Source organism: Mycolicibacterium nivoides (assembly GCF_003855255.1).
In the GTDB taxonomy this organism is placed as follows: domain Bacteria; phylum Actinomycetota; class Actinomycetes; order Mycobacteriales; family Mycobacteriaceae; genus Mycobacterium; species Mycobacterium nivoides.
Window position 1 is genome coordinate 5,872,954 of sequence record NZ_CP034072.1, and the last position, 19,986, is coordinate 5,892,939.

At 62.5% G+C, this 19,986-nt stretch carries 14 protein-coding genes and 2 pseudogenes; 3 read left to right on the plus strand and 13 right to left on the minus strand.

The genetic code is table 11. The annotated features are described in order from the left end of the window. Positions 1–7: 7 nt before the first annotated feature. The 3 genes from EH231_RS28675 to mtf2 all read right to left on the minus strand — a co-directional run bounded on the left by EH231_RS28675 (position 8) and on the right by mtf2 (position 1,915). Positions 8–238: an MbtH family protein gene (locus EH231_RS28675; RefSeq protein ID WP_090423949.1), complete on the minus strand. Its 231-nt coding sequence runs from the start codon at positions 236–238 to the stop codon at positions 8–10. Positions 239–782: 544 nt separating this feature from the next. Beyond that, a complete protein-coding gene (locus EH231_RS28680; protein ID WP_124713807.1) occupies positions 783–1,028 on the minus strand; it encodes a hypothetical protein in 246 nt (81 codons plus the stop codon). Positions 1,029–1,108: 80 nt separating this feature from the next. After that, on the minus strand, positions 1,109–1,915 hold the full coding sequence (mtf2, locus tag EH231_RS28685; protein WP_241178203.1) for a fatty-acid O-methyltransferase Mtf2: 807 nt from the start codon (positions 1,913–1,915) through the stop codon (positions 1,109–1,111). 111 nt (positions 1,916–2,026) lie between these two features. Here mtf2 and EH231_RS28690 point away from each other — a divergent pair, with 111 nt between their 5' ends. Then, complete coding sequence (locus EH231_RS28690) at positions 2,027–3,280, plus strand: glycosyltransferase (protein WP_124713809.1); 1,254 nt, start codon at positions 2,027–2,029, stop codon at positions 3,278–3,280. An 81-nt stretch (positions 3,281–3,361) separates the two neighbouring features. On the opposite strand, the pseudogene EH231_RS28695 reads toward EH231_RS28690, so the two are convergent. From EH231_RS28695 to EH231_RS28715, 5 genes and pseudogenes are all read right to left on the minus strand, one after another. After that, positions 3,362–4,189: pseudogene (locus tag EH231_RS28695) on the minus strand (class I SAM-dependent methyltransferase); the annotation flags it as partial. A 42-nt stretch (positions 4,190–4,231) separates the two neighbouring features. Next, a pseudogene (locus EH231_RS28700) lies at positions 4,232–5,017 on the minus strand (TylF/MycF/NovP-related O-methyltransferase); the annotation flags it as partial. Positions 5,018–5,162: 145 nt separating this feature from the next. Then, positions 5,163–6,431: a glycosyltransferase gene (locus tag EH231_RS28705; protein WP_124713810.1), complete on the minus strand. Its 1,269-nt coding sequence runs from the start codon at positions 6,429–6,431 to the stop codon at positions 5,163–5,165. 31 nt (positions 6,432–6,462) lie between these two features. Beyond that, a complete protein-coding gene (locus EH231_RS28710; RefSeq protein ID WP_044515062.1) occupies positions 6,463–7,263 on the minus strand; it encodes a TylF/MycF/NovP-related O-methyltransferase in 801 nt (266 codons plus the stop codon). A gap of 484 nt (positions 7,264–7,747) precedes the next feature. Continuing rightward, complete coding sequence (locus EH231_RS28715; RefSeq protein ID WP_124713811.1) at positions 7,748–9,004, minus strand: glycosyltransferase; 1,257 nt, start codon at positions 9,002–9,004, stop codon at positions 7,748–7,750. A gap of 489 nt (positions 9,005–9,493) precedes the next feature. On the opposite strand from EH231_RS28715, the gene rfbA reads away from it, so the two are divergent. After that, positions 9,494–10,360 (plus strand): glucose-1-phosphate thymidylyltransferase RfbA, encoded by an 867-nt coding sequence (rfbA, locus tag EH231_RS28720; protein ID WP_090423942.1) that lies wholly within the window; start codon positions 9,494–9,496, stop codon positions 10,358–10,360. 7 nt (positions 10,361–10,367) lie between these two features. Here the strand turns inward: rfbA and EH231_RS28725 are convergent, their stop codons facing one another. Beyond that, positions 10,368–11,336 (minus strand): sulfotransferase family protein, encoded by a 969-nt coding sequence (locus EH231_RS28725; protein WP_420891979.1) that lies wholly within the window; start codon positions 11,334–11,336, stop codon positions 10,368–10,370. 853 nt (positions 11,337–12,189) lie between these two features. Here EH231_RS28725 and EH231_RS28730 point away from each other — a divergent pair. Continuing rightward, positions 12,190–12,528: a hemophore-related protein gene (locus EH231_RS28730; RefSeq protein ID WP_090423941.1), complete on the plus strand. Its 339-nt coding sequence runs from the start codon at positions 12,190–12,192 to the stop codon at positions 12,526–12,528. A 113-nt stretch (positions 12,529–12,641) separates the two neighbouring features. Here EH231_RS28730 and EH231_RS28735 read toward each other — a convergent pair whose 3' ends face one another. The 4 genes from EH231_RS28735 to EH231_RS28750 form a co-directional block, all read right to left on the minus strand. Continuing rightward, positions 12,642–15,572, minus strand: a complete 2,931-nt coding sequence (locus EH231_RS28735; RefSeq protein ID WP_124713813.1) for an MMPL/RND family transporter — start codon at positions 15,570–15,572, stop codon at positions 12,642–12,644. Between the two features lie 10 nt (positions 15,573–15,582). Further along, positions 15,583–18,465: an MMPL/RND family transporter gene (locus EH231_RS28740; RefSeq protein ID WP_124713814.1), complete on the minus strand. Its 2,883-nt coding sequence runs from the start codon at positions 18,463–18,465 to the stop codon at positions 15,583–15,585. Continuing rightward, positions 18,462–18,881: an MmpS family transport accessory protein gene (locus tag EH231_RS28745; RefSeq protein WP_090423938.1), complete on the minus strand. Its 420-nt coding sequence runs from the start codon at positions 18,879–18,881 to the stop codon at positions 18,462–18,464. The genes EH231_RS28740 and EH231_RS28745 overlap by 4 nt, the downstream gene beginning before the upstream one ends. 712 nt (positions 18,882–19,593) lie before the next feature. Further along, a complete protein-coding gene (locus EH231_RS28750; protein WP_234927374.1) occupies positions 19,594–19,965 on the minus strand; it encodes a DUF2834 domain-containing protein in 372 nt (123 codons plus the stop codon). Between the last annotated feature and the right edge of the window lie 21 nt (positions 19,966–19,986).

The following is a 19,986-nucleotide window of genomic DNA, read 5'->3' on the forward strand; positions in this document are numbered from 1 at the left end:
CTGACGATTAGCGCTGAATAGACCCGTCGCGCGCCAACCGCTCACGCAGGCTCTTGGGTCGGATATCCGTCCAATTCTGCTCAATGAACTCCAAGCAGTCAGAACGGTTCGCTTCGCCATAGACCGTCCGCCACCCTGCGGGCACTTCGGCAAAGCTCGGCCACAAGCTGTGCTGCTCCTCGTCATTGATCAAGACATAGAAGCTGCCGCTGTCGTCGTCGAACGGGTTATTACTCACGTTTCTCCAGGCTGGTCGGTGACTTCGCAAAGATATCGCAAACATACGGGAGCCCGCATCGCCCAGTTCCCAGTTTCATCCAAGTCGACCCAGCAACCCGCCACAGCGAACTCTAACTAGTCACGCTAACCAGTTAACTGCTCTTTCAACATCATGTGCTTTTGTGAGGTCATGATCTTTTGACGAAAGCGTCACGTTATTGCGTATTCAGTGAGATTGTGAATTTTGTGTGGTCTCACCGGCCGGCAACCGACCCCGAAACTCGAATTATCCCCGCAATGGCAATCGCAGCAAATAATTGGATTTGGGACGCAAACCGATAATCAGTCGCCACACATTGAATCGATAATGAGAGCAGCGTCGACAGTGGTTAACTGAAACTCGGTAGCCGCGAAGAACGCCCAGCCCACGGGGCGGACACTAGGGGCGGTGTGCGATTGCCATCTATGCAGGGGCGGGGCGCGCAGGCGGGCACGCAGAAGCCGGCGACGCGCCCCGCCCACAATCCGCGACAGGCAGCGCAGCTATAGCAATACAGCTGGGGCTACCGGTCGCTCTGTTCGGTGGGATCCTGGGACGACTGAAGCGCCGACGAGCCGGCAGGCACGACCATGACGAACACCGGCAGCTTCAGCTTGACGCCCCCGCCGACCGGCATTCGGATGGCCAGCGAGACAACTTCGAGTTCGACACGCTTCCCACGCTGCGTCTCCATCTCGAGATGACCGGGCAAGCGCTTGGGCGTCGCCAGCCAATCCAGGCCACGTTCGATCGACTCGAGCAGACTCATGCACTCACCATACCTGCGAGCAAAGTCCAGAACCCGTGAACGGCGACGTCGGATGCGCAAGGAGGACGCTAATTGCGAGGCTATGCACCGTGATTCGATGGAGCTGCGGAGTTCTGGAAGCAGTACATCCGATACTCGGAGGTTCCCCCCGGCCGCAGGCTCTCGCATGCCTTCCGAGCCGGTGAGAAGCGGCGGGTGAGACCCCGCAGCGGCCGTGGTGCGACCTGGTCGATCACGTACTGCCACTGGTGCATGCTCTTCTCCATTCCTCGGACCACGTCGGCGCTGATAGTCCGCTGGGACACCAACCGCAACGGCGCGTCCGCGAGCGCCTCCTCCCAGGCTGGAATGTCCCCGAGGAGACGGGCATCCGTGTAGAGGAAGTGCCCGCCCGGCCGCAGGACGCGGCTGACCTCGGTGAGGAACCTCTCGAACTGCGGGTACAGATGCGAGGATTCAACATTGATCAGCGCATCGAAGGTGTTGTCGGCAAAGGGAAGATCTTCCGCGGTACCCTCGACGAAGTCGAGATCCTTTAATTTATGCCGCTTTTGGCAAAACGCGATGGCCGACGGGTTCAGATCGAGTCCGGTGTAGGTCGCCGGATGCAACGTCCGCGCCAGGTAAGAGGCACCGCCACCATGGCCACAACCGACCTCGAGCACCCGTTTCCCCTGGATATCCACTTGCGTTGCGGTGGCGTGATATAGCTGGATGAAGTAGCGATTGCGTTCATCTGAGTCCGAGAGCGGCACGCCCATGGCCGGATCTTCTTCGTACCCGTAGTTGAGGAACACCACATCCTCGGCCTCCAGCTTGCGGGTGGCGTACGGGTAGATGAACTTTTGCACATACTGCGCGAGCTTCTCGTTCTGATTCTTGATCATCCGGTCACGAGACTCACGCACGCGATCTTTGAGGTCCATAAGCTAACTATCCCAAACTCAAAGGGCGGTAAGGTCAACTACGCGAGATATCGAGTGAAAGGCTAGGGCGGCATGAGATTTGCGCTGGCATGCTACGGAACTCGTGGCGACGTCGAGCCCTCGGTCAGCGTCGGGCGCGAACTTCGGCGCAGGGGCCACGACGTCTCGCTGGCAGTGCCTCCGGACCTGGTCGAGTTCGTTCAAGCGGCCGGCCTCGAAACCGTTTCCTACGGGCCCGAATTGGCGGACTTTCTGCAGGAGGACTTCCTGCGGGACTTTTGGACTCGGTTGCCACGCAATCCGATCGGCTCCCTGCGCGAACTCTGGGCACCCATCGCTCGCCATTGGCAGGAGACGAGTGCCACGCTGACGCAACTGGCGAGAGAAGCGGATCTGCTGTCCACGGGGCTGAACTATGAGCAGCCGGCGGCCAATGTCGCTGAGTACTACGGCATCCCATTGGTCGCGCTGCACCACTTCCCGATGCGACCCAACGGCCAGTTGATCCCCGCACTGCCCTCATCCCTGGTCCGCTCGGCAAGTGCGGTGTCAGAGTGGCTGATGTGGCGATCCACCAAGAAGGCAGAAGATGTGCAGCGCCGAGATCTCGGCCTGTCCGCAGCCTCGGCGCCCTCACCAACGCGGATGGCGGAACACGGAGCCCTGGAGATCCAGGCCTACGATGCGATCAGTGTTCCCGGGCTGGCGGCCGAGTGGTCGAAGTTGAACGGCCGCAGGCCTTTTGTCGGTGCACTGACGATGGGGCTCGCAACAGACGCTGACGACGCGGTCGCGTCCTGGATCACGGGCGGAACCCCACCTATCTGCTTCGCCACGGGCAGCATCCCGGTTGAATCGCCCGCGTCGACGATCGACATGATCAGTTCCGCCTGCGCCAGCCTCGGTGAGCGGGCGTTGATCTGCGCGGGCGGTACCGACTTCGGCGGCATCCCCATCCCCGAGCACGTGAAGGTGGTCGGGCCGGTGAACTACGCAGAAGTGTTCGGCGCCTGCCGGGCAGTCGTGCACCACGGCGGCTCCGGAACCACGGCTGCCAGTCTGCGGGCCGGGGTGCCTACGCTGATCCTCTGGAGCTCAGCCGATCAGCCGTACTGGGGAAACCAGATCAAACGCCTGAAAGTCGGTACCGCACGGCGTATCTCGAGTGCCAGTCGCGAAACGTTGGAGACGGACCTGCGCCGCATCCTGAGCCCGGGCTACGCGGCCCGGGCCCGATCACTCGCCACGCAGATGACCAGTCCAGGCGACAGTGTCGTCAAAGCTGCCGACCTGTACGAGCAGGCCGTCCGCCGAAGGGCACGCTGACGGCACCAGGACTCAGCCGGGGCGGCTGGATTCCGCGTGTTCGGCAGCCATCTCGGCAGCCACCGACGATGACCTGAACTGCTCCGGCGGCTTGACGAGGAGGCCCTGGCCCGTGGGCAGGGCGCATATCTGCACCCCCAGTTCATGCGCCACTTCGTCCATGGCGATCCGCTGATCATCCCGCCCACGATTGGCGTAATCGTCGAGCAGCACCAAGGCGCCAGGGGACAACCGCGGCCAGAAGTACCGCAGCGTCGCGACTTCTGGTGGAGCACAGTTCATGTCGATGTGGAGGAAGGCGATGGACTTCGCCTCGACCTGCTCGAGCGTCTCGGGCACCGCGCCGACGACGATGCGTTGGTTGCGCCACTGGGAGAAGTTGGCCCGGACGCTGTCCACCGAACTGCCGTAGATACCGAAGTCCAGCGCCGCCTGGTTCTTGATCAGCGCGCCGGCTTCGCGCTCGCCCGCGGTGACGAACCGCGGGTCCATTCCGGCGAAGGTGTCCAGCAGGTAGAACATCTTCCCCAGCTGATCCCAGTCCAGGTACTCCATCACCGCACTGCTCAGGAAGCCGTGACTGACGCCGCACTCGACGAAATCGCCCTCGATGGTGCTAGCGGTGGCAGCCGCCCACAGTCCGACATGCACCCTCCAGTGCCAGTGGTGGATGTCCTTTCCACCCAGTGCGAGCACACCGCGTTGGTAGGCTCGCCGGAATGCCGGATCCTCCATGAACGCATGGCTGTTGAAGCAGATCAGGGCATCGTCGGAGTACACGTCGGGCAAGACCTTGCGCGGGATCCAGTACGCCGTGCGCAGTGCGGCCCACGCGATCCGGAACTTGAGCGGCCACTTGTTCGCCGGGCGTGCGACCGGTGTCTGCCCATCTCCGAAACCCCGGGTCATCTTGGCGGGGTGGCTGCCCGGCTCGTCGCGCCGATCCGTCCGCCGTGGTGGCTTGATCAGCAATCCCTGACCGGTGGGTAGGGAACAGATCGAGACGCCCAGCTCATCGGCCACCTCGTCCATCGCGATCCGCTGCTCATCGCGCCCACGGTTGGCGTAGTCGTCCAGCAGGACGAAGGCGCCCGGGGCCAGCCTCGGCCAGAAGTGCCGAAGCGCCGCCACTTCAGGTGGGGCACAGTTCATGTCGAGATGCAGGAAGGCCACCGCGTCCGAGTCGACCTGTTCGAGCGTCTCAGGCACCGCACCGACGACTATGCGTTGGTTGCGCCACTGGGAGAAGTTGGCCCGGACACCGTCCACCGAACTGCCGTACATTCCGTTACGGACGAGCTCTTCGCTCTTCTCCAAGGCGCCGGCCTCCCGCTCCTCAGCGGTGACGAACCGCGGGTCGAGTCCGGCGAAGGTGTCGAGCAGATAGAACGTCTTCCCGAGCTGATCCCAGTCGAGATGCTCCATCACCGCGCTGCTCAGGAAGCCGTAGCTGACGCCACACTCGACGAAGTCACCCTCGATCTTGCTGGCGTTGCCTGCGGCCCACAAACCTACGTGCACCCGCCAGTGCCATTGGTACCAGTCCATGTCGCCGAGTGCGCGCGCGCCCCGTTCGTATGCTCGCTGAAACTCCGGATCGTCCATGAACGCGTGGCTGTTGAAGCAGATCAACGCGTCGTTGCTATAGACCTCGGGCAACAGGTTGCGCGCCAGCCAGTATTCGGCGCGTACCGCCTTCAGCCACACTCGGGTGCTGAGTTTGAGCCGTTCAGGCATGGGCACCACCCTGGCAGCGGTGAATACGGGACCGGTGACGGCGGGTCCCGGCCCGTCTGGATTCGGATGCTTCAAACATGTTGACTCACAGTGTGTTCAGGGAATTGGCTGGTTGACAGTTCGCATCGGCGGCGGTGTGTAGGGCTCAGGCCGAACACCTCTGACGTGCATAGCTCTCGATCAGGTCGGCGGTCCGCGCCACGCTCTCGGCAGCCGGGACCATCCGGGCGGCGACGCTGCGCGCACGGGCAGCGCACGCGGGGTCGAGGACCTTGCCCAGATCCGCGACCAATGTGTCTTGGGTGGTGCTGGAGAAGCTCCGTACTGCACCGACATTCAGCAGTTTGACGCGGGACGCCCACACCGGCTGCACGCCGTCGATCCACAGCACCAAGGTGGGCACCCCCGCGCGCAGGCTGGCCGCCAGCGTTCCCGCCCCGCCGTGGTGAACGGCCGCACGGCAGGCCGGAAAGACCGCGGCGTAGTTGACCGCGCCCACGACCTTCACGTGGTCGTACCGCGGGACGTCGCTGTAATCGCTCCATCCGGAACACACCAAAGCGCGCTGCCCGAGCTCAGCGCATGCCGACGCGATCATTTCAACTGTCGCAGACGGAGATTCGACCGGCATACTGCCGAAACCGAAGCAGATCGGTGGTGTTCCCTCCGCGACCCACGATGCGATCTCCTGGTCCGCCTCGGTCGCCAGTTCCATGGTCAACGTGCCGACGAACGGACGTTCGCTACGCCACTGCGCCCACTCCTCGGCCAAACCCGGGAAACACACCTCGTCGTAGGCCTGAACTTCGAGCGCTCCGCGGGCGGCGATGCGCGCTGACACCGGCCCCGTCGCCTTGGGCAGCCCCAACTCACGACGCTGAGCGTCCTCGACCTTCTTGTTCAGCCGCCACCCCAACCAGTCGTAGGCCCACATCGCAGCCCGCGCCAGCGGTCCCGGCAGCCTCGAGAGCAACTTGCCGTTGACCCGCACCGGGGTGTTGTGCAGGGTGGCGAACGGAATGTTGTGATACTCGGCCACATTGGCCGCCGGCTCCTGATAGCTCTGACCGGCGAACAGTAAATCGGCGCCCGCGGCCAGGGACGTCAGCGCCGTGCTCATCTCGGTCCATGAGCGATCGCTGAGATCCCACATCTCGCGCCACAACCGTCTGAGCTCGCCGACCCGCCAGAACCGGTGGAAGAAGCACGTCCAGAAGTCGCGGTACACGCCCAGCCAGGCCTGGGTGTCCAGCCCGTACGGAACCGCGACCAGGCCCGCACTCTCGGCGAAGCCGACCAGATCGGGCGGAACGGCCATCCGCACGTCATGCCCTCTGCGCATCAGCTCGCGGCCGGCAGCGACCGAGGGTTCGAGATCTCCGCGTGTTCCATAGGCGGCCAGGACAAGTTTCATTGCGAATCCCTGCCTTTCAGGTGCGATGGGCTCATTCCTTGCGCCAGAGCACCCCGGTGCCGTCGATGTCGACTATCTCGGCAGAGATTCCGTGCCTCGCACGATAATCCGTCACTGCCTTCCGGCACCCCTCGATCGCGTGATAGTCGTCGATGATGCAGAAGCCACCCGGAGTAAGCCGCGAGTAGAGTCCGTCGAGCGCCTGGATCGTCGATTCGTAGAGGTCGCCATCGAGCCTCAACACCGCGATGCGTTCGATCGGCGCATCGTGCAAGGTGTCCTTGAACCAGCCGGGGAGGATGCGAACCTTGTCATCCAGCAACCCATAGCGGGCGAAGTTCGCCCTGACGTCCTTCTCCGACACCGCCAGGATGGGCGCCGCCAGATGCAGCCGGTCCCCTTTGTCCGCCTTGTAGTTGGCGGCATCCGGCGGCGGCACACCTTCGAACGAGTCGGCAAGCCACACCGAACGGCTCTCATCGCCGTACGCCGCGAGTACCGCGCGCATCAAAATCGAGGCGCCACCGCGCCAGACCCCGCATTCGACCAGATCACCGGGGATGTCCTCGGCGATCACCGTCTCGACGCAGTGCTGCAAACTCGTCAGCCGCGTCATGCCGATCATCGTCAGCGCTTCCGCAGGCCAATCCAGACCCAGATCGCGTTTGTGGCGATCGAAGGGCCGCTTGCGGACAAGCATCAGATTGCCGATCTTGAAAACTGGGCGGTGCAACCAGTTCCAGCCAACCGGCACCAATTCGTCGACCCCGTATCTGGTGAGGTCCTGGCGGAGCAGGTCCAGGTATGCAGATCGGGTGTCGTGATCCGTCACGGTCAAAAAACTGCCCCCTTACTCGGTTGCTGGTCAGGCCATGAGCCTAGCCTCCCGACAGCGTCTCCAGTGCATTTCAGATAGGACCAATGTCCTTGGAAATCTGGCACTTTGGCAAATCGATGAATAGTTCGTCGAGGCAATGCAAAAGACGCGAATTCGATCGCTTCGGGATTCCCGCCCACCATGTGGGGGGATACCCGGCTGCGGCCAAACTGGCAAAGAAAGACCCACCCGAACTCGCCATCGAGCCTTCTCCTCAACACGTCGCAAGCCAGCCCCTTTGGCCCACCGGGACGGTGAACAAGACCGCGGACTCCACCGCCGAATCGGCTCGATGATCTGCACCGCAAATGCCGAAACGGGCAGAGCGGAGTTCCGGACAGCATCGGTTTAATTGACGCCGGCGGCAGTCACTTCCGAATATCAGGAGTTAGCTGTTCGCCGCCCGGCGGTCCGCCGAGATCGGCGAGACTTCCAGGCGTCACGCTCCGGCGAAGCGCTCGAGGAGATCCGCGGCTTTTGCGACGCTGTCGGACGGTGAGGTCATCCGTCGTGCCAGGTCGCGCGCCCTGGCCGCATATGCCGGGGTCAGGATGCGGCGCAGATCCGCTACCAACGATTCGCCTGTGGTTGCCGAAAATCTCCGTGCGGTGCCGACTTTCAGTCTCTTGAGCTGATTGCCCCACACCGGCTGATCGCCCACCGACCAGAGAATGAGGGTGGGAACGCCCGCGCGCAGGCTCGCAGCCGTGGTACCCGAGCCGCCATGGTGCACGACGGCTCTGCTGAGCCGAAAGACGTCCGCATAGTTCACCACGCCGACGACCTTCACGTGGTCGGACACCGGGATGGCGGTCAGGTCGGTGCCGCCCGCGCAGATCAGCCCCCGCTGCCCGAGTTCCGCACAGGCCGCGCTGATCATCGCCACCGTATCCGCCGGGGACTCAACGGGAATGCTGCCGAATGCGAAGCAGATCGGTGGCGGCCCGGCAGCCATCCACGCGGTCACCTCCTCATCGGCACGAGTGGACAACTCCATGGTGAGTGCGCCGACGAACGGACGTCGTCCATTCAGCTTCGACCACTCGGCCGCCAGCCCCGGAACGCAGACCTCGTCGTAGGCCTGGATCTCCAACGCACCCCGCTCGGCCATCCGCCGCGGCGACGGGCCAGTCGACCTCGGCAGACCGAGTTCACGCCGCTGCGCATCCTCGTGGTGCTTGGTCAGCCGCCAGGCCAGCCAGTCGTAGGCCGTCATGGCGGTGCGGCCCACCGGCGGCGGCACGACCGGAAACAGCCGTCCGTTGGGCCGCCACGGCATGGTGTGCAGCGCGACCAAGGGAATCCCGTAGTACTCGGCGACGTTGGCCGCCGGCTGCTCGTATCCCACGGCAGTGGTCAGCACGTCGGCACCGTCGGCGAATGCCATGAGGGTCCGGCTCAGTTCAGCCCACTGCTCGGTGACCATCTTGAGGGCCTCCCGGCACAGCACTACCAGATCCTGAACCCGCCAGAAGTGTCGCGCCCACGTGGTCCACAGGTCGCGGTAGCCGTCCAGCTGCGGCTCCACCTCCAACCCATAGCCGACCGCCGGCAGCCCCGCGGCCTCGACGAAACCCACCAGGTCCGGGGGCACCGCCATCCGCACTTCGTGTCCCCGGCGCACCAGCTCGCGTCCGACCGCCAGGGAGGGCTCGATGTCCCCGCGCGTTCCATAGCTCGACAGTGCGATTCTCATGACAGTGCTGCGACCCCCACCGGTTGGACACTAGTAGACACACACGACGATTGGCGGCTTCATCGCCGAATAGTCCACGCCGTCAACGACTTTTAGGGTAGTCGTCTGAAAAAATGTCATTTCGTACGACAGATTTCGCTAATCGACAAACATCCGGATCATGGGCCGTGGCACGGAACATTCCCGTGCGATATTCGCACTGGCAAATTCTGAGGGTCGCCACCTACGTGGTTGCCAACGCCACTTTGCCGGTGTGAGCATTCACGTGGACTCACGCTGACGGTTGGGGCGACCTGCGCAGAGCCCCGCTGCTCCACCCATGACGTCGTCAACATTCCGGCGTAGTCCGATTTCATCGCAAACCATTTCGTCGCGATTGCTCTGCTGGCACGATAAGGTGGCCCGTGTGTTGCCCGATGACAATCCAGAAAACGTCGCCGCGGCAACCGATCTCATCGATTCCTTTGTTTTCGAGGTGTAGGGGCACGCATGCGCGGAATTATTCTCGCCGGTGGTTCCGGCACACGACTGCATCCGATCACGATGGGTGTGAGCAAGCAGTTGCTTCCGGTATACGACAAACCACTCGTCTATTACCCGTTGTCCACGTTGATCATGGCCGGTATTCGCGACATCCTGGTGATCACCACACCGGCCGACGCGTCGGCGTTCGAGCGACTCCTGGGCGACGGATCGGCATTCGGGGTGAGCCTGACCTACGCCGTCCAGCGTGAACCCGAGGGACTCGCGCAGGCGTTCAAGATCGGAGCCCAGCACATCGGCACCGACACGGTGGCGCTGGCCCTCGGCGACAATGTCTTCTACGGCCCGGGCCTGGGCACCAGCCTGCGCCGATTCCAGAACGTCAGCGGTGGAGCTATTTTCGCGTACTGGGTGGCCAATCCGTCCGCCTACGGCGTGGTCGAGTTCGGCGAGGGTGGCATCGCCCTGTCGCTCGAGGAGAAGCCGGCCACGCCAAAATCTCACTATGCGGTTCCCGGTTTGTACTTCTATGACAATGACGTCATCGAGATGGCCCGTTCTCTGCGCAAGTCTGCGCGCGGCGAATACGAGATCACCGAGATCAACCAGATCTACCTGAACCAGGGGCAGCTGTCGGTGGAGGTGCTGGCCCGCGGGACGGCCTGGCTCGATACCGGCACCTTCGACTCCCTTCTCGACGCCAGCGATTTCGTTCGCACCATCGAACGCCGCCAGGGGCTGAAAATCGGTGTTCCCGAGGAGATCGCTTGGCGGGCCGGGTTCATCGACGACGATCAGCTGGCGGCCCGCGCCAAGGAACTCCCCAAGTCCGGGTACGGCGACTACCTGCTGGAACTGCTTCGGCGCAAGTAGAGGCGGCTCAGGCCCAGGTTCCCCGACGCCCGTGTACGAGGGCGACGCCTTCGAACAACGGCTTGATGAAGGCCCGGGAGAACCGGTACCGGCGATTGAACTGGCCCTGGAAATCCTCTATGGCCGTGCGGAACCCGTGCTCACTGGCCCGGAACCCGTCGAAGACACGGTCCAAGGAGGATTCCTCCCACGGTTCGTCGCGTGCCGCAGAGACCAGGGCCTCGTAGGCCGCGGACAACCAATCGGTCCCGAACGGTTCGATGATCGGGCCCCGCTGGCGTTGGTGACGCATGTCTTTCGCCAGGAACTTCTCCACGGCGGCCCGGTCGCCGGTATCCAGGTCCACACCGAGAGTGTGGGAGATGCGTTTGATCTCCCGGCTCCAGTCGTCGAGAAAGTTCGAGTAGTCGACGAATACCCGCGGCAGTCCACGGGTCTCACGTTCGGCCAACAGGTTGTACTTCAGCCACAGGGCGCTCGTCAGCTGCGGTGAGGCATCCATCAGCTTGGCCAGCGATCCGATGACTTCCTGTGGATCGCGCACGGCCAGCACCGCCGCGATGTCATATCCGGCCTGGTGGGCTGCGTCGAACCACATTCGCGCCAGAACCGAGATGTGCAGCACCTTCACCACCACTACCCGCGCGGCGGGCAACGTCTGCAGATAGTCCCGGATCTTGGCAGTGAAATCCGCGGTCTCTTCGGAACTCAACCCGCCTTCTTCCTGGAGACGCAGAGTCGGGTCGAAGTAGCTGCTGCCGTGGCGGTATAGGAACTTCTCGTTCAGATAAAGCCCGGCCCGGGGCTCCCAATAGCCGCGCTCATTTCCACTGTCGGCTCCCATCATCCCGCCGGGCAGGGCAGCCCCGCACAGCGAGAGAACCCGGGTCAGTGCCGAGGTCCCGGACCGTCCCATGCCGAGCACGAACAGCACGATCGGGCGGCCAGGTTCCTGCGTGCGCTCGTCCGGCGCGATCATGAACACGCCTCCGAGCTCAATACCGAGTACGAGAACGAATTACTTAACTCGAGCAACAACTTCGGCAATTTCAGCGCAGCACCGACCATCATGTTTCCCCGTCTCCGAATCTTCCCGACCGTACGTATCCAACCAAACGCACGAAAGCCACTGCGGCACAGAGGTTAGCCCTGCTTCGATGTTGAATACAAGGCTTATCGGTGAGAATCGCTCTATTTGACTCGACTGCAAAATGTGCGCCCTGAACAGCCCCATCAGCAATTCGACGGCACGGAGTATTCACGTTTATTGGCTGGCCTGCGACCCGATCGGGATCACAAGTGGCCACCGTCGTGGCCGCCCTCCTCCGACCGTTTGCCATGACAGGAACACCCGTCGCGCACCCACTTTCGGGGAGCGACCTTCCAGCATCGGAGATCGGACCTAACCTGCTGATTTCCATCGGTTCTCCGACACGAGGGCGCACCCGGCGCGTCGTATCGTGCAGGCTCCTTGTTGCTCTCCGCCCATCGGCTGGCGGTCCGCACCCCCATCGGTGGCCGTCGGCTAGGCAACACCCTGGATCGGTTGTGAAATCTTTTTCACACTGCTCCAGCAACCATATCGAGAACTCTCCGACGACGGCTGCGCTGGGAAAGACGCAATCGCCCGGACTATCGGGAAATATTGCCGCAATGCCGCCCCTGAATGGGGTGTAACACCGCGGAAGCAAAACCGGAAATTGGAGGTGGGCGTCCGGCATAAAGTTTGGTATTGATGAGTTAGTGGTAAATACCTCGACGAGGCCGCACGGCCCCGGGTCGTCGCCTGACTACCCGAGTTTGAGCCACAGTCACCAGGAGGGGAACCAATGAAGAAACTTCCACTTGCCAGGCTCGCGGTCGCCGTGGCCGGCGCCGGCCTGCTGCTCAGTGCAGGAGCCGGTCTCTCGTCGGCCGAGCCTGATCTCGGGCCGTTGGTCGACTCGCCCTGCACCTACGATCAGGCGATCGCAGCGGTGCACGCCGAGAATCCGATGGCCGCGCAGTACCTGGACCAATCGCCGCCCAACCTGCAGTTCCTACGGGTCTTCCTGAGCTCCCCGAAGGACGAAAGGGTGAATCTGCTGAATCAGATCAAGAACAACCAGGGCGCGGACCAAGCCCTGCCCGTGTTCAAACAGATGCTGACCAGCTGCGTCAAGTACTGACCCAAGCACAGCAGAGGGATCGGGCGCCGGCCATCAGCCGGCGCCCAATCTCGTTTCTGCGCAACACCTTGAGATGAAAGCTGCTGCCCCGCTGACGATCCGGCCGACGGCGGCTAGTCAGACATCCTGATCGGCTGTGTCACCGTGTCTTTGGGGAGGCCCTGGCCCAGCAGTGAGCGGACCGCGGGACGTGGCCCATGCGGACGCAGCATGGCACTGGCCGGACGCGGACGCACCCGCTGCGGCCACCAGAACCAACGCCCCAGCAGGGCAGCGATCGACGGTGTCATGAAGGACCGCACAATCATCGTGTCGAACAACAGACCGAGGCCGATGGTCGTGCCGATCTGACCGATGATCTGCAGATCGCTGACCGCCATCGCCGCCATGGTGCACGCGAACACGATGCCCGCGGTGGTGACGACCTTGCCGGTGCCGCCCATCGCTCGGATGATGCCGGTGTTGATGCCGGCGCCGATCTCCTCTTTCATCCGCGACACGAGTAGCAGGTTGTAGTCCGATCCCACCGCCAGCAAGATGATCACCGACATCGCCAGCACCATCCAGTGCAGATGGATTCCAAGGATGTACTGCCAGAGCAGCACTGAGAGCCCGAACGACGCACCCAGCGACAGCACCACCGTCCCGACGATGACCAAGGCCGCGATGAAACTTCGGGTGATGAACAGCATGATGAGGAAGACCAGGCAGATCGCGGCGATCCCGGCGATCCACAGGTCGTACTTGGAGCCGTCCTGCCAGTCCTTCGCGGTCGCCGCGGCGCCGGCGATGTAGATCTTGCCGCTCGCCAGCGGGGTGCCCTTCAGTGCCTCCTCCGCCGCCGTCCGGATCTGCTCGACGCGTTGGATTCCCTCCGGTGACTGCGGGTCGCCGTTGTGGGAAATGATGTACCGCACCGATCGTCCGTCGGGAGACAGGAACGATTTCATCGCTTTCTGAAAGTCCGGGTTCTGAAACACTTCCGGCGGAAGAAAGAACGAATCATCGTTTTTCGCGGCGTCGAAGGTCTGCCCCATGACGGCGGCGTCCTTGCTCGTCTCGTCCATCTGAGCCATCAACCCCGACATGGTGGTGTGCATCGTCAAGGTGCTCACGCGCATGGTCTTCATGATCGCGATCATCTTCGGGAACTGGACCAGCAGCTTCGGCATGATCGAGTCCAGCTCGTCCATGTTCTCCACCATGACCTGCAAACTGTCGTCGAGCTTGTCCACACCGTCCATGGCGTCGAAGATCGACCTCAGCGACCAGCAGATCGGGATGTCGAAACAGTGTGGCTCCCAATAGAAGTAATTGCGGATCGGTCGGAACATGTCGTCGAAGATGGCGATACTGCCGCGGAGATCTCGAGCGACTTCGTAGACTTCGTGGGTTCGCTGAACCATGTTGTGCGTGGTGGCGGCCATCTTTTGCATCACGTCGTACGTGTGTTGCATGGTGTCGATCATCACCTGCATGTCGGCAGCCTGCCTGACCATGTCGTCGATGCGAGCCTTCTGGAACTCCGTGGCCTGGACCTGGCCCGCGCTCTGCAGGCTGAGCATGAACGGGATGGAGGTGTGGTCGATAGGGGTGCCCTCGGGCCGGGTGATGCCTTGAACTCGAGAAATGCCGCGCACCTTGAATATTGCCTTGGCCAATCGGTTCAGCACGATGAAGTCCGCTGGGTTCCGGAGGTCACGGTCGGTCTCGACCATGAGGACCTCCGGTGTCATCCGCGACTGGGAGAAGTGGCGTTCCGCGGCAGTGAAACCCATGTTGGCCGGGATGTCCCCGGGAATGTAACGCCGGTCGTTGTAGCTCGTCGTGTACCCGGGCAGCGCGAGGAGGCCGACGAACGCTGCCGCCAGCGACGCGATCAGGATCGGCAGCGGCCACCGGACGACCGCGGTACCGATTCCACGCCACCGCCGAACCCGCAACGTGCGTTTGGGTTCCAGCAATCCGAACCGACTGGCGAGCGCGATCCCGGCCGGCACCAGCGTGACCGCGACCGCGACCGCCGCGGCCATACCGATCGCGCACGGGATACCCATGGTCTCGAAGTACGGCAGCCGGGTGAAGGTCAGGCACAAGATCGCTCCGGCGATCGTCAGACCGGAGGCCAGCACCACCGGCGTGACCCCGCGATACATGCTGTAGTACGCCTGCTCCCGGTCTTCACCGGCCTGACGCGCCTCCTGATATCGGCCGAAAAAGAAGATGCCGTAATCGGTTCCGGCCGCGATGGCGAGGAAGACGAGCATGTTCACGGCGAACGTGGAGAGCACGAAGACTTCGTTGGCGCCCAGAAAGGCGACTATGGCCCTGGCCGCCGCCAACTCGATGCCCACCATGGTGAGCAGCAGGATCACCGTGACGACCGACCGATAGACCATGTAGAGCAGGATGAAGATGATCACGACGGTTACCGCGGTGATCTTCAGAATCGACCGGTTTCCGCTGTGCTGCATATCGGAAGCCAAAGGCGCAGCGCCAGTTACGAATACTTCCACACCTGACGGCGGTGACGACCGGTCGACGATGTCGCGCACGGCGGCCACCGATTCGTCGCCCTGCGGTGTGCCCTGGTCCCCCGCGAGGTTGAGCTGGACGTAGGTGGCCTTGCCGTCGGGGCTTGTCACGCTCGACGCGGTCAGGCGATCGCCCCACAGATCCTGCACGTGCTCGACATGCTTCGGATCGCTTCTCAGCGCACGAATCAACTCGCTGTAGTAGCGATGCGCCTCATCGCCCAGGGGTTCTTGTCCCTCGAGCACGATCATCGCGGAACTGTCCGAGTCGGACTCCCCGAAGTTGTGACCGATGCGTTTCATCGCCTGCGCCGAGGGCGCGTCCTTGGGCATCAGGGACACGGCGTTCTTCTCCGCGACCCGCTCGAGTGAAGGGATCGCAGCCGACCAGTCCCCGCCGACCGATGCCAGCGTCAAGATCAAAGTGACAGCCAGCCAACCCACGATGATGAGCGGCGACAGCGTCCGTACGGTGCGCGCGATAAACGGCCGCCGAGTGTTCTCAGTCATGCAGCCGCCGCTAATCCCTCAACATCAAGTTGCGCACCAGCGGACGCGGACCCATCGGCCGCAGCATCGCACTGGCCGGACGCGGACGCACCTGCTGGGGCCACCAGAACCAGCGGCCCAGAAGCGCTGCGATCGACGGGGTCATGAACGCGCGCACGATCAGCGTGTCGAACAGCAATCCGAGGCCGATCGTGGTGCCCACCTGACCGATCGTGAGCAGGTCACTGACGATCATCGACGCCATCGTGGCCGCGAACACCAGACCCGCGGCCGTCACAACCTTGCCGGTCCCCGCCATCGCCCGGATGATGCCGGTGTTGATGCCCGCGTGGATCTCTTCCTTCATCCGAGAAACCAGCAGCAAGTTGTAGTCCGAGCCCACCGCCAGAAGGACGATGACGGACATCGCCAGTACCACCCAGTTGATCTGGATCCCGAGGATGTACTGCCACACCAACACGGACAGGCCGAAGGACGCCCCCAGAGACAGCGCGACCGTACCCACGATGACCAGCGCGGCGACAAAGCTACGCGTCATCAGCACCATGATCAGGAAGATGAGGGCCAGGGCGGTGACACCCGCGATCAGAAGATCGATCTTCGATCCGTCCACCAGGTCCTTCACCCCTGCCGCGGTACCGGCCAGGTAGAGCTTGGAACTCTCCAGCGGGGTGCCCTTGAGAGCCTCCTCAGCCGCGATCCGCATCGGCTCGACCCGGGAAATGCCTTCCGGCGTCGCAGGATCGCTGCGTTGAGTGATCAGCATGCGCGCGGCTTTCCCGTCCGGGGAAAGGAAGATCTTCATGATGCGCTGGAAGTCCTTGTTCTCCAGGACATCCGGCGGCAGATAGAACGAGTCGTCGTTGTTCGACGCGTCGAAAGCCTTTCCCATTGCGGTGGAGTTGTCGCTGGATTCATCCATCTGGGTAAAGAGCCCCGACATCGTGCTGTGCATCGTCAGCATCATGGTTCGCGTGCTCTGCATGGTGGCGATCATCTGCGGGAACTGCAGCAGCATCTGAGGCATGAGCAGGTCCAATTGGTCGAGTTCCTTGACCAATCCCTGCATTTTGGTGGTCACCTCGTCGATACCGTCGAGCCCGTCGAATATCGATCTGATCGACCAGCAGAGCGGAATATCAAAGCAATGCGGCTCCCAATAGAGGTAATTGCGCAGCGGTCTCCAGAAATCGTCGAAATCCGCCATATGGTCGCGCAATTCACCCATATCGGACTGCAGTTCATGGGTGGTACCGACCATGCGGTGAGTGGTCCCGACCATCTGCTGCATCAGTTCGTACATCCGCTGCATGAGGCTGATCGTCGTCGACATATCGTCGGCCTGTTTGACCAGATCCTCCATACGTTCCTTCTGGAACGGCAGGGAGAGGCGCTGGCTGGCATTGGACATACTCAGCATGAACGGGATCGAAGAATGCTCGATCTGAGTTCCCTCCGGCCGCGTTATGGATTGCACATTGGCAATTCCGGGAACCGCGAACACCGCCTTGGCCAGCTTGTTCAAGATCAGCAGATCGGTTGGATTCCGCATATCATGATCGGCCTCGACCAACAAGAGATCGGGCGTCGTCATCTTCGATTCCGGGAAATGGCGAGAGGCCGCCGCGAACCCTTGGTTTGCCGGAATGTCCTGCGGAATGTATTTCTGGTCGCTATAACTCGGGTTGTACCCCGGCAGCGTCAGCAACCCGATGAGGGCCACCGCGAGGGTGGCGAGCAGGATCGGGGCCGGCCACCGGACGACGGCGGTACCGATGCGCCGCCAACGGCGGGTGACGACCGGGCGCTTGGGATCGAAGATGCCGAACCGGCTGCCCGCCGCGATACAGGCCGGCACCAGCGTCAGCGCGACCGCCACCGCTATCAAAATGCCCACTGCGCCAGGGACTCCGAGCGGCTGGAAGTACGGCAGCCGCGTAAAACTGAGGCAGGCGATCGCTCCCGCGATCGTCACGCCGGAGGCGAGGACGACTTTGGCGACGCTTCGGTAGGTGGTGAAGTACGCCGCCTCTCGATCCTCACCGGATTGCCTGGCCTCCTGATATCGACCGGTGAAGAAGATCGCGTAGTCGGTTCCGGCCGCAATGCCCACCGAGACAAGCAGATTGACCACGTAGGTGGTGAGGCCGACTAGCCCGTGCAGGCCGAGAAAGGCGACGCACCCGCGGGCCACCTGCAGCTCGATGCCGACGGTGAACAGCAGGATGATGACGGTGATGAACGATCGGTAGAGCAGGAGCAGCATCAGGAAGATCACCCCGATGCTGACGAGCGTGATGAGGATGACCGTGCGGTTCCCGCTCTGGCCCATGTCGGCGACGATCGCGGCCGGACCGGTGACATATGTCGTGATCCCGGGCGGCGCTTCCGTGCGCTTGACTACATCCTGGACCGCCTGCACCGATTCGTTCGCCGCGGCCTGTCCGAAACTTCCGTGCAGGTTCAACTGCACGTAAGCGGCTTTGCCGTCGGCGCTCTGCGCGGCACCGGCGGTGAGAGGATCACCCCAGAAATCCTGGATGTGCTGGATGTGCTCGGGGTCTTGCTTCAGCTGACTGACGAGGCTGTCGTAGTACCTGTGAGCTTCGTCGCCGAGGGGCTCCTCGCCCTCGAGGACGATGACTGCCACGCTCTCCGAATTGGACTCCTGGAACAACTCGCCCATACGGGTCATCGCCTTGACCGCCGGCGCATCCGGTGGGCTGAGCGACACCGAATGGTCGCGCTCGACCACCTCGAGTGGAGGGACGGCCACAGTCACCAGCACCGTGATCGCCACCCACCCCAGGATGATCAGGGGCGAGAACCGGCGAATCACCGAAGCCAGTCGCGGCCTGCGTTGTTGGTCTGTATCCATGTTTTTATCGCTCATGCAGCCTTCAGCAGGCAAGAGGTGAAGGCATTTATCTGATTCGAAGACTTCTCAGCCTTGACCTCATTGTCGACGGTAATGCGGCAGCCGATATTATTACTGTCTCCTTGCGCCATGACGCTTCCAACGGCGGTGGTCTTTGTGATATCGAATTCCAGAATCCAAGGCAGGCTGACTTTCTTTATGAATTGCGGGTCGGCATTCACATCGAAATAGCTGATATTCGCCACCGTTCCCGGCGGCCCGAATACCTCGTACGTCAGCTTTTTTGGGTCGAATGGCTTCGTATCATTGACCTGGGTGTCGGCGTACGTAGCACGCTTGTCACTGCCAAAGATGGTGTGCAGGCGCGAAACGGTAAATCCCGCGGCGGAGATCACCACGACCGCGAGTAACGGAATCCATAACCGCTTCAACAACCGAAAAATCGTAGATCTCCTCCACTATCACCCACCCGGCACAGGTGCAGCGAATACGCATGACACCTCACGGAGTCAGCTTGGTCGTTGAAGAGTAAACCATGTCATGCGCCGCCCCATCAGCCTGTTCCGCACAGCTTCACAGCGAAGTCCATATACGTACGGCGGCGTAAATTACCGCCCAAATTCAATTCAAAACCGGCGACGCGTTTCCCATTTTTGGACAATGCGAATTGGGCAAATTTGTGATTTCCCGCCGGCGCGGGCGGCGACCGGTAGATAGTCCCCGACCGTCACGTTCTGGCTAACACGGGCGCAGCGCCTCGTTGGTTGCTGCGACTGCACAGACCCGGGGGCCGGCCTCCGGTGGCCCGCGACGCGAGATGGCCACCAGGCCCGGGTGCCGCCTGTGGACAGCCGTCTCCGCAGACACTCACACCCCACGCCGAGGCCCGCCCACGACGATCCACAGCGGACTGCCCCGCCGCAGCCGCCTGGTCACGTTCTCGCCCGCATGCGGCCGACATACGACTTCACGAACTCTCAGAGGGCGCTCGACACCGCCCACGAGCTGTACCGACGAGTGGCAATATGCGCCGGCGTCCGGCGGCTCCAACCCAACCGCATTTGTACGTCGGAAGATTCGCCGCTCAGCGCCCTAGAGGGAGTGGATCAATATGACCGCGCTGGTTTGACAGCGACGGCGGTTTTACAAATTTCCGTCGCGACTTGGCTGCAACACCCGCCGATCCGCCAGCACCAATTGCCGCCGGATCAGAAACAGTGGGAACGCCACGCTCACAGCGATGACCGCGCTCAGGACGATGTAGATCCATACTTTCGGGATTCCGATCCGGCGCGCCTCGACAACCATGAACACGAACGCCGCCAGCCCGAACAGCAGCAGATCGTTGGTCAGTGAAGACGACCCGTAGTTGGCATAGCCACTCCGGAAGAAGTCGATCAGGCTGGTGCTTTCGGTGGTGAAGTAGCCGATGTTGTTCCACCAGGTCGCGACGAGCGCTACCACTGCGATCACCGCATAGGTGCCGCACAAAATCTTGTCGTTTCGTGTCAGCATCGCCATCATCCCGTCCTCCCC

Bases quoted from the DNA above. Each gene is read 5' to 3' on its own strand.
- EH231_RS28690 (WP_124713809.1), top strand. From the start codon at position 2,027: ATGAGATTTGCGCTGGCATGCTACGGAACTCGTGGCGACGTCGAGCCC.
- EH231_RS28730 (WP_090423941.1), top strand. From the start codon at position 12,190: ATGAAGAAACTTCCACTTGCCAGGCTCGCGGTCGCCGTGGCCGGCGCC.
- EH231_RS28680 (WP_124713807.1), bottom strand. From the start codon at position 1,028: ATGAGTCTGCTCGAGTCGATCGAACGTGGCCTGGATTGGCTGGCGACG.
- EH231_RS28735 (WP_124713813.1), bottom strand. From the start codon at position 15,572: ATGACTGAGAACACTCGGCGGCCGTTTATCGCGCGCACCGTACGGACG.
- EH231_RS28715 (WP_124713811.1), bottom strand. From the start codon at position 9,004: ATGAGAATCGCACTGTCGAGCTATGGAACGCGCGGGGACATCGAGCCC.
- rfbA (WP_090423942.1), top strand. From the start codon at position 9,494: ATGCGCGGAATTATTCTCGCCGGTGGTTCCGGCACACGACTGCATCCG.
- EH231_RS28750 (WP_234927374.1), bottom strand. From the start codon at position 19,965: ATGCTGACACGAAACGACAAGATTTTGTGCGGCACCTATGCGGTGATC.
- mtf2 (WP_241178203.1), bottom strand. From the start codon at position 1,915: ATGATCAAGAATCAGAACGAGAAGCTCGCGCAGTATGTGCAAAAGTTC.
- EH231_RS28740 (WP_124713814.1), bottom strand. From the start codon at position 18,465: ATGAGCGATAAAAACATGGATACAGACCAACAACGCAGGCCGCGACTG.
- EH231_RS28705 (WP_124713810.1), bottom strand. From the start codon at position 6,431: ATGAAACTTGTCCTGGCCGCCTATGGAACACGCGGAGATCTCGAACCC.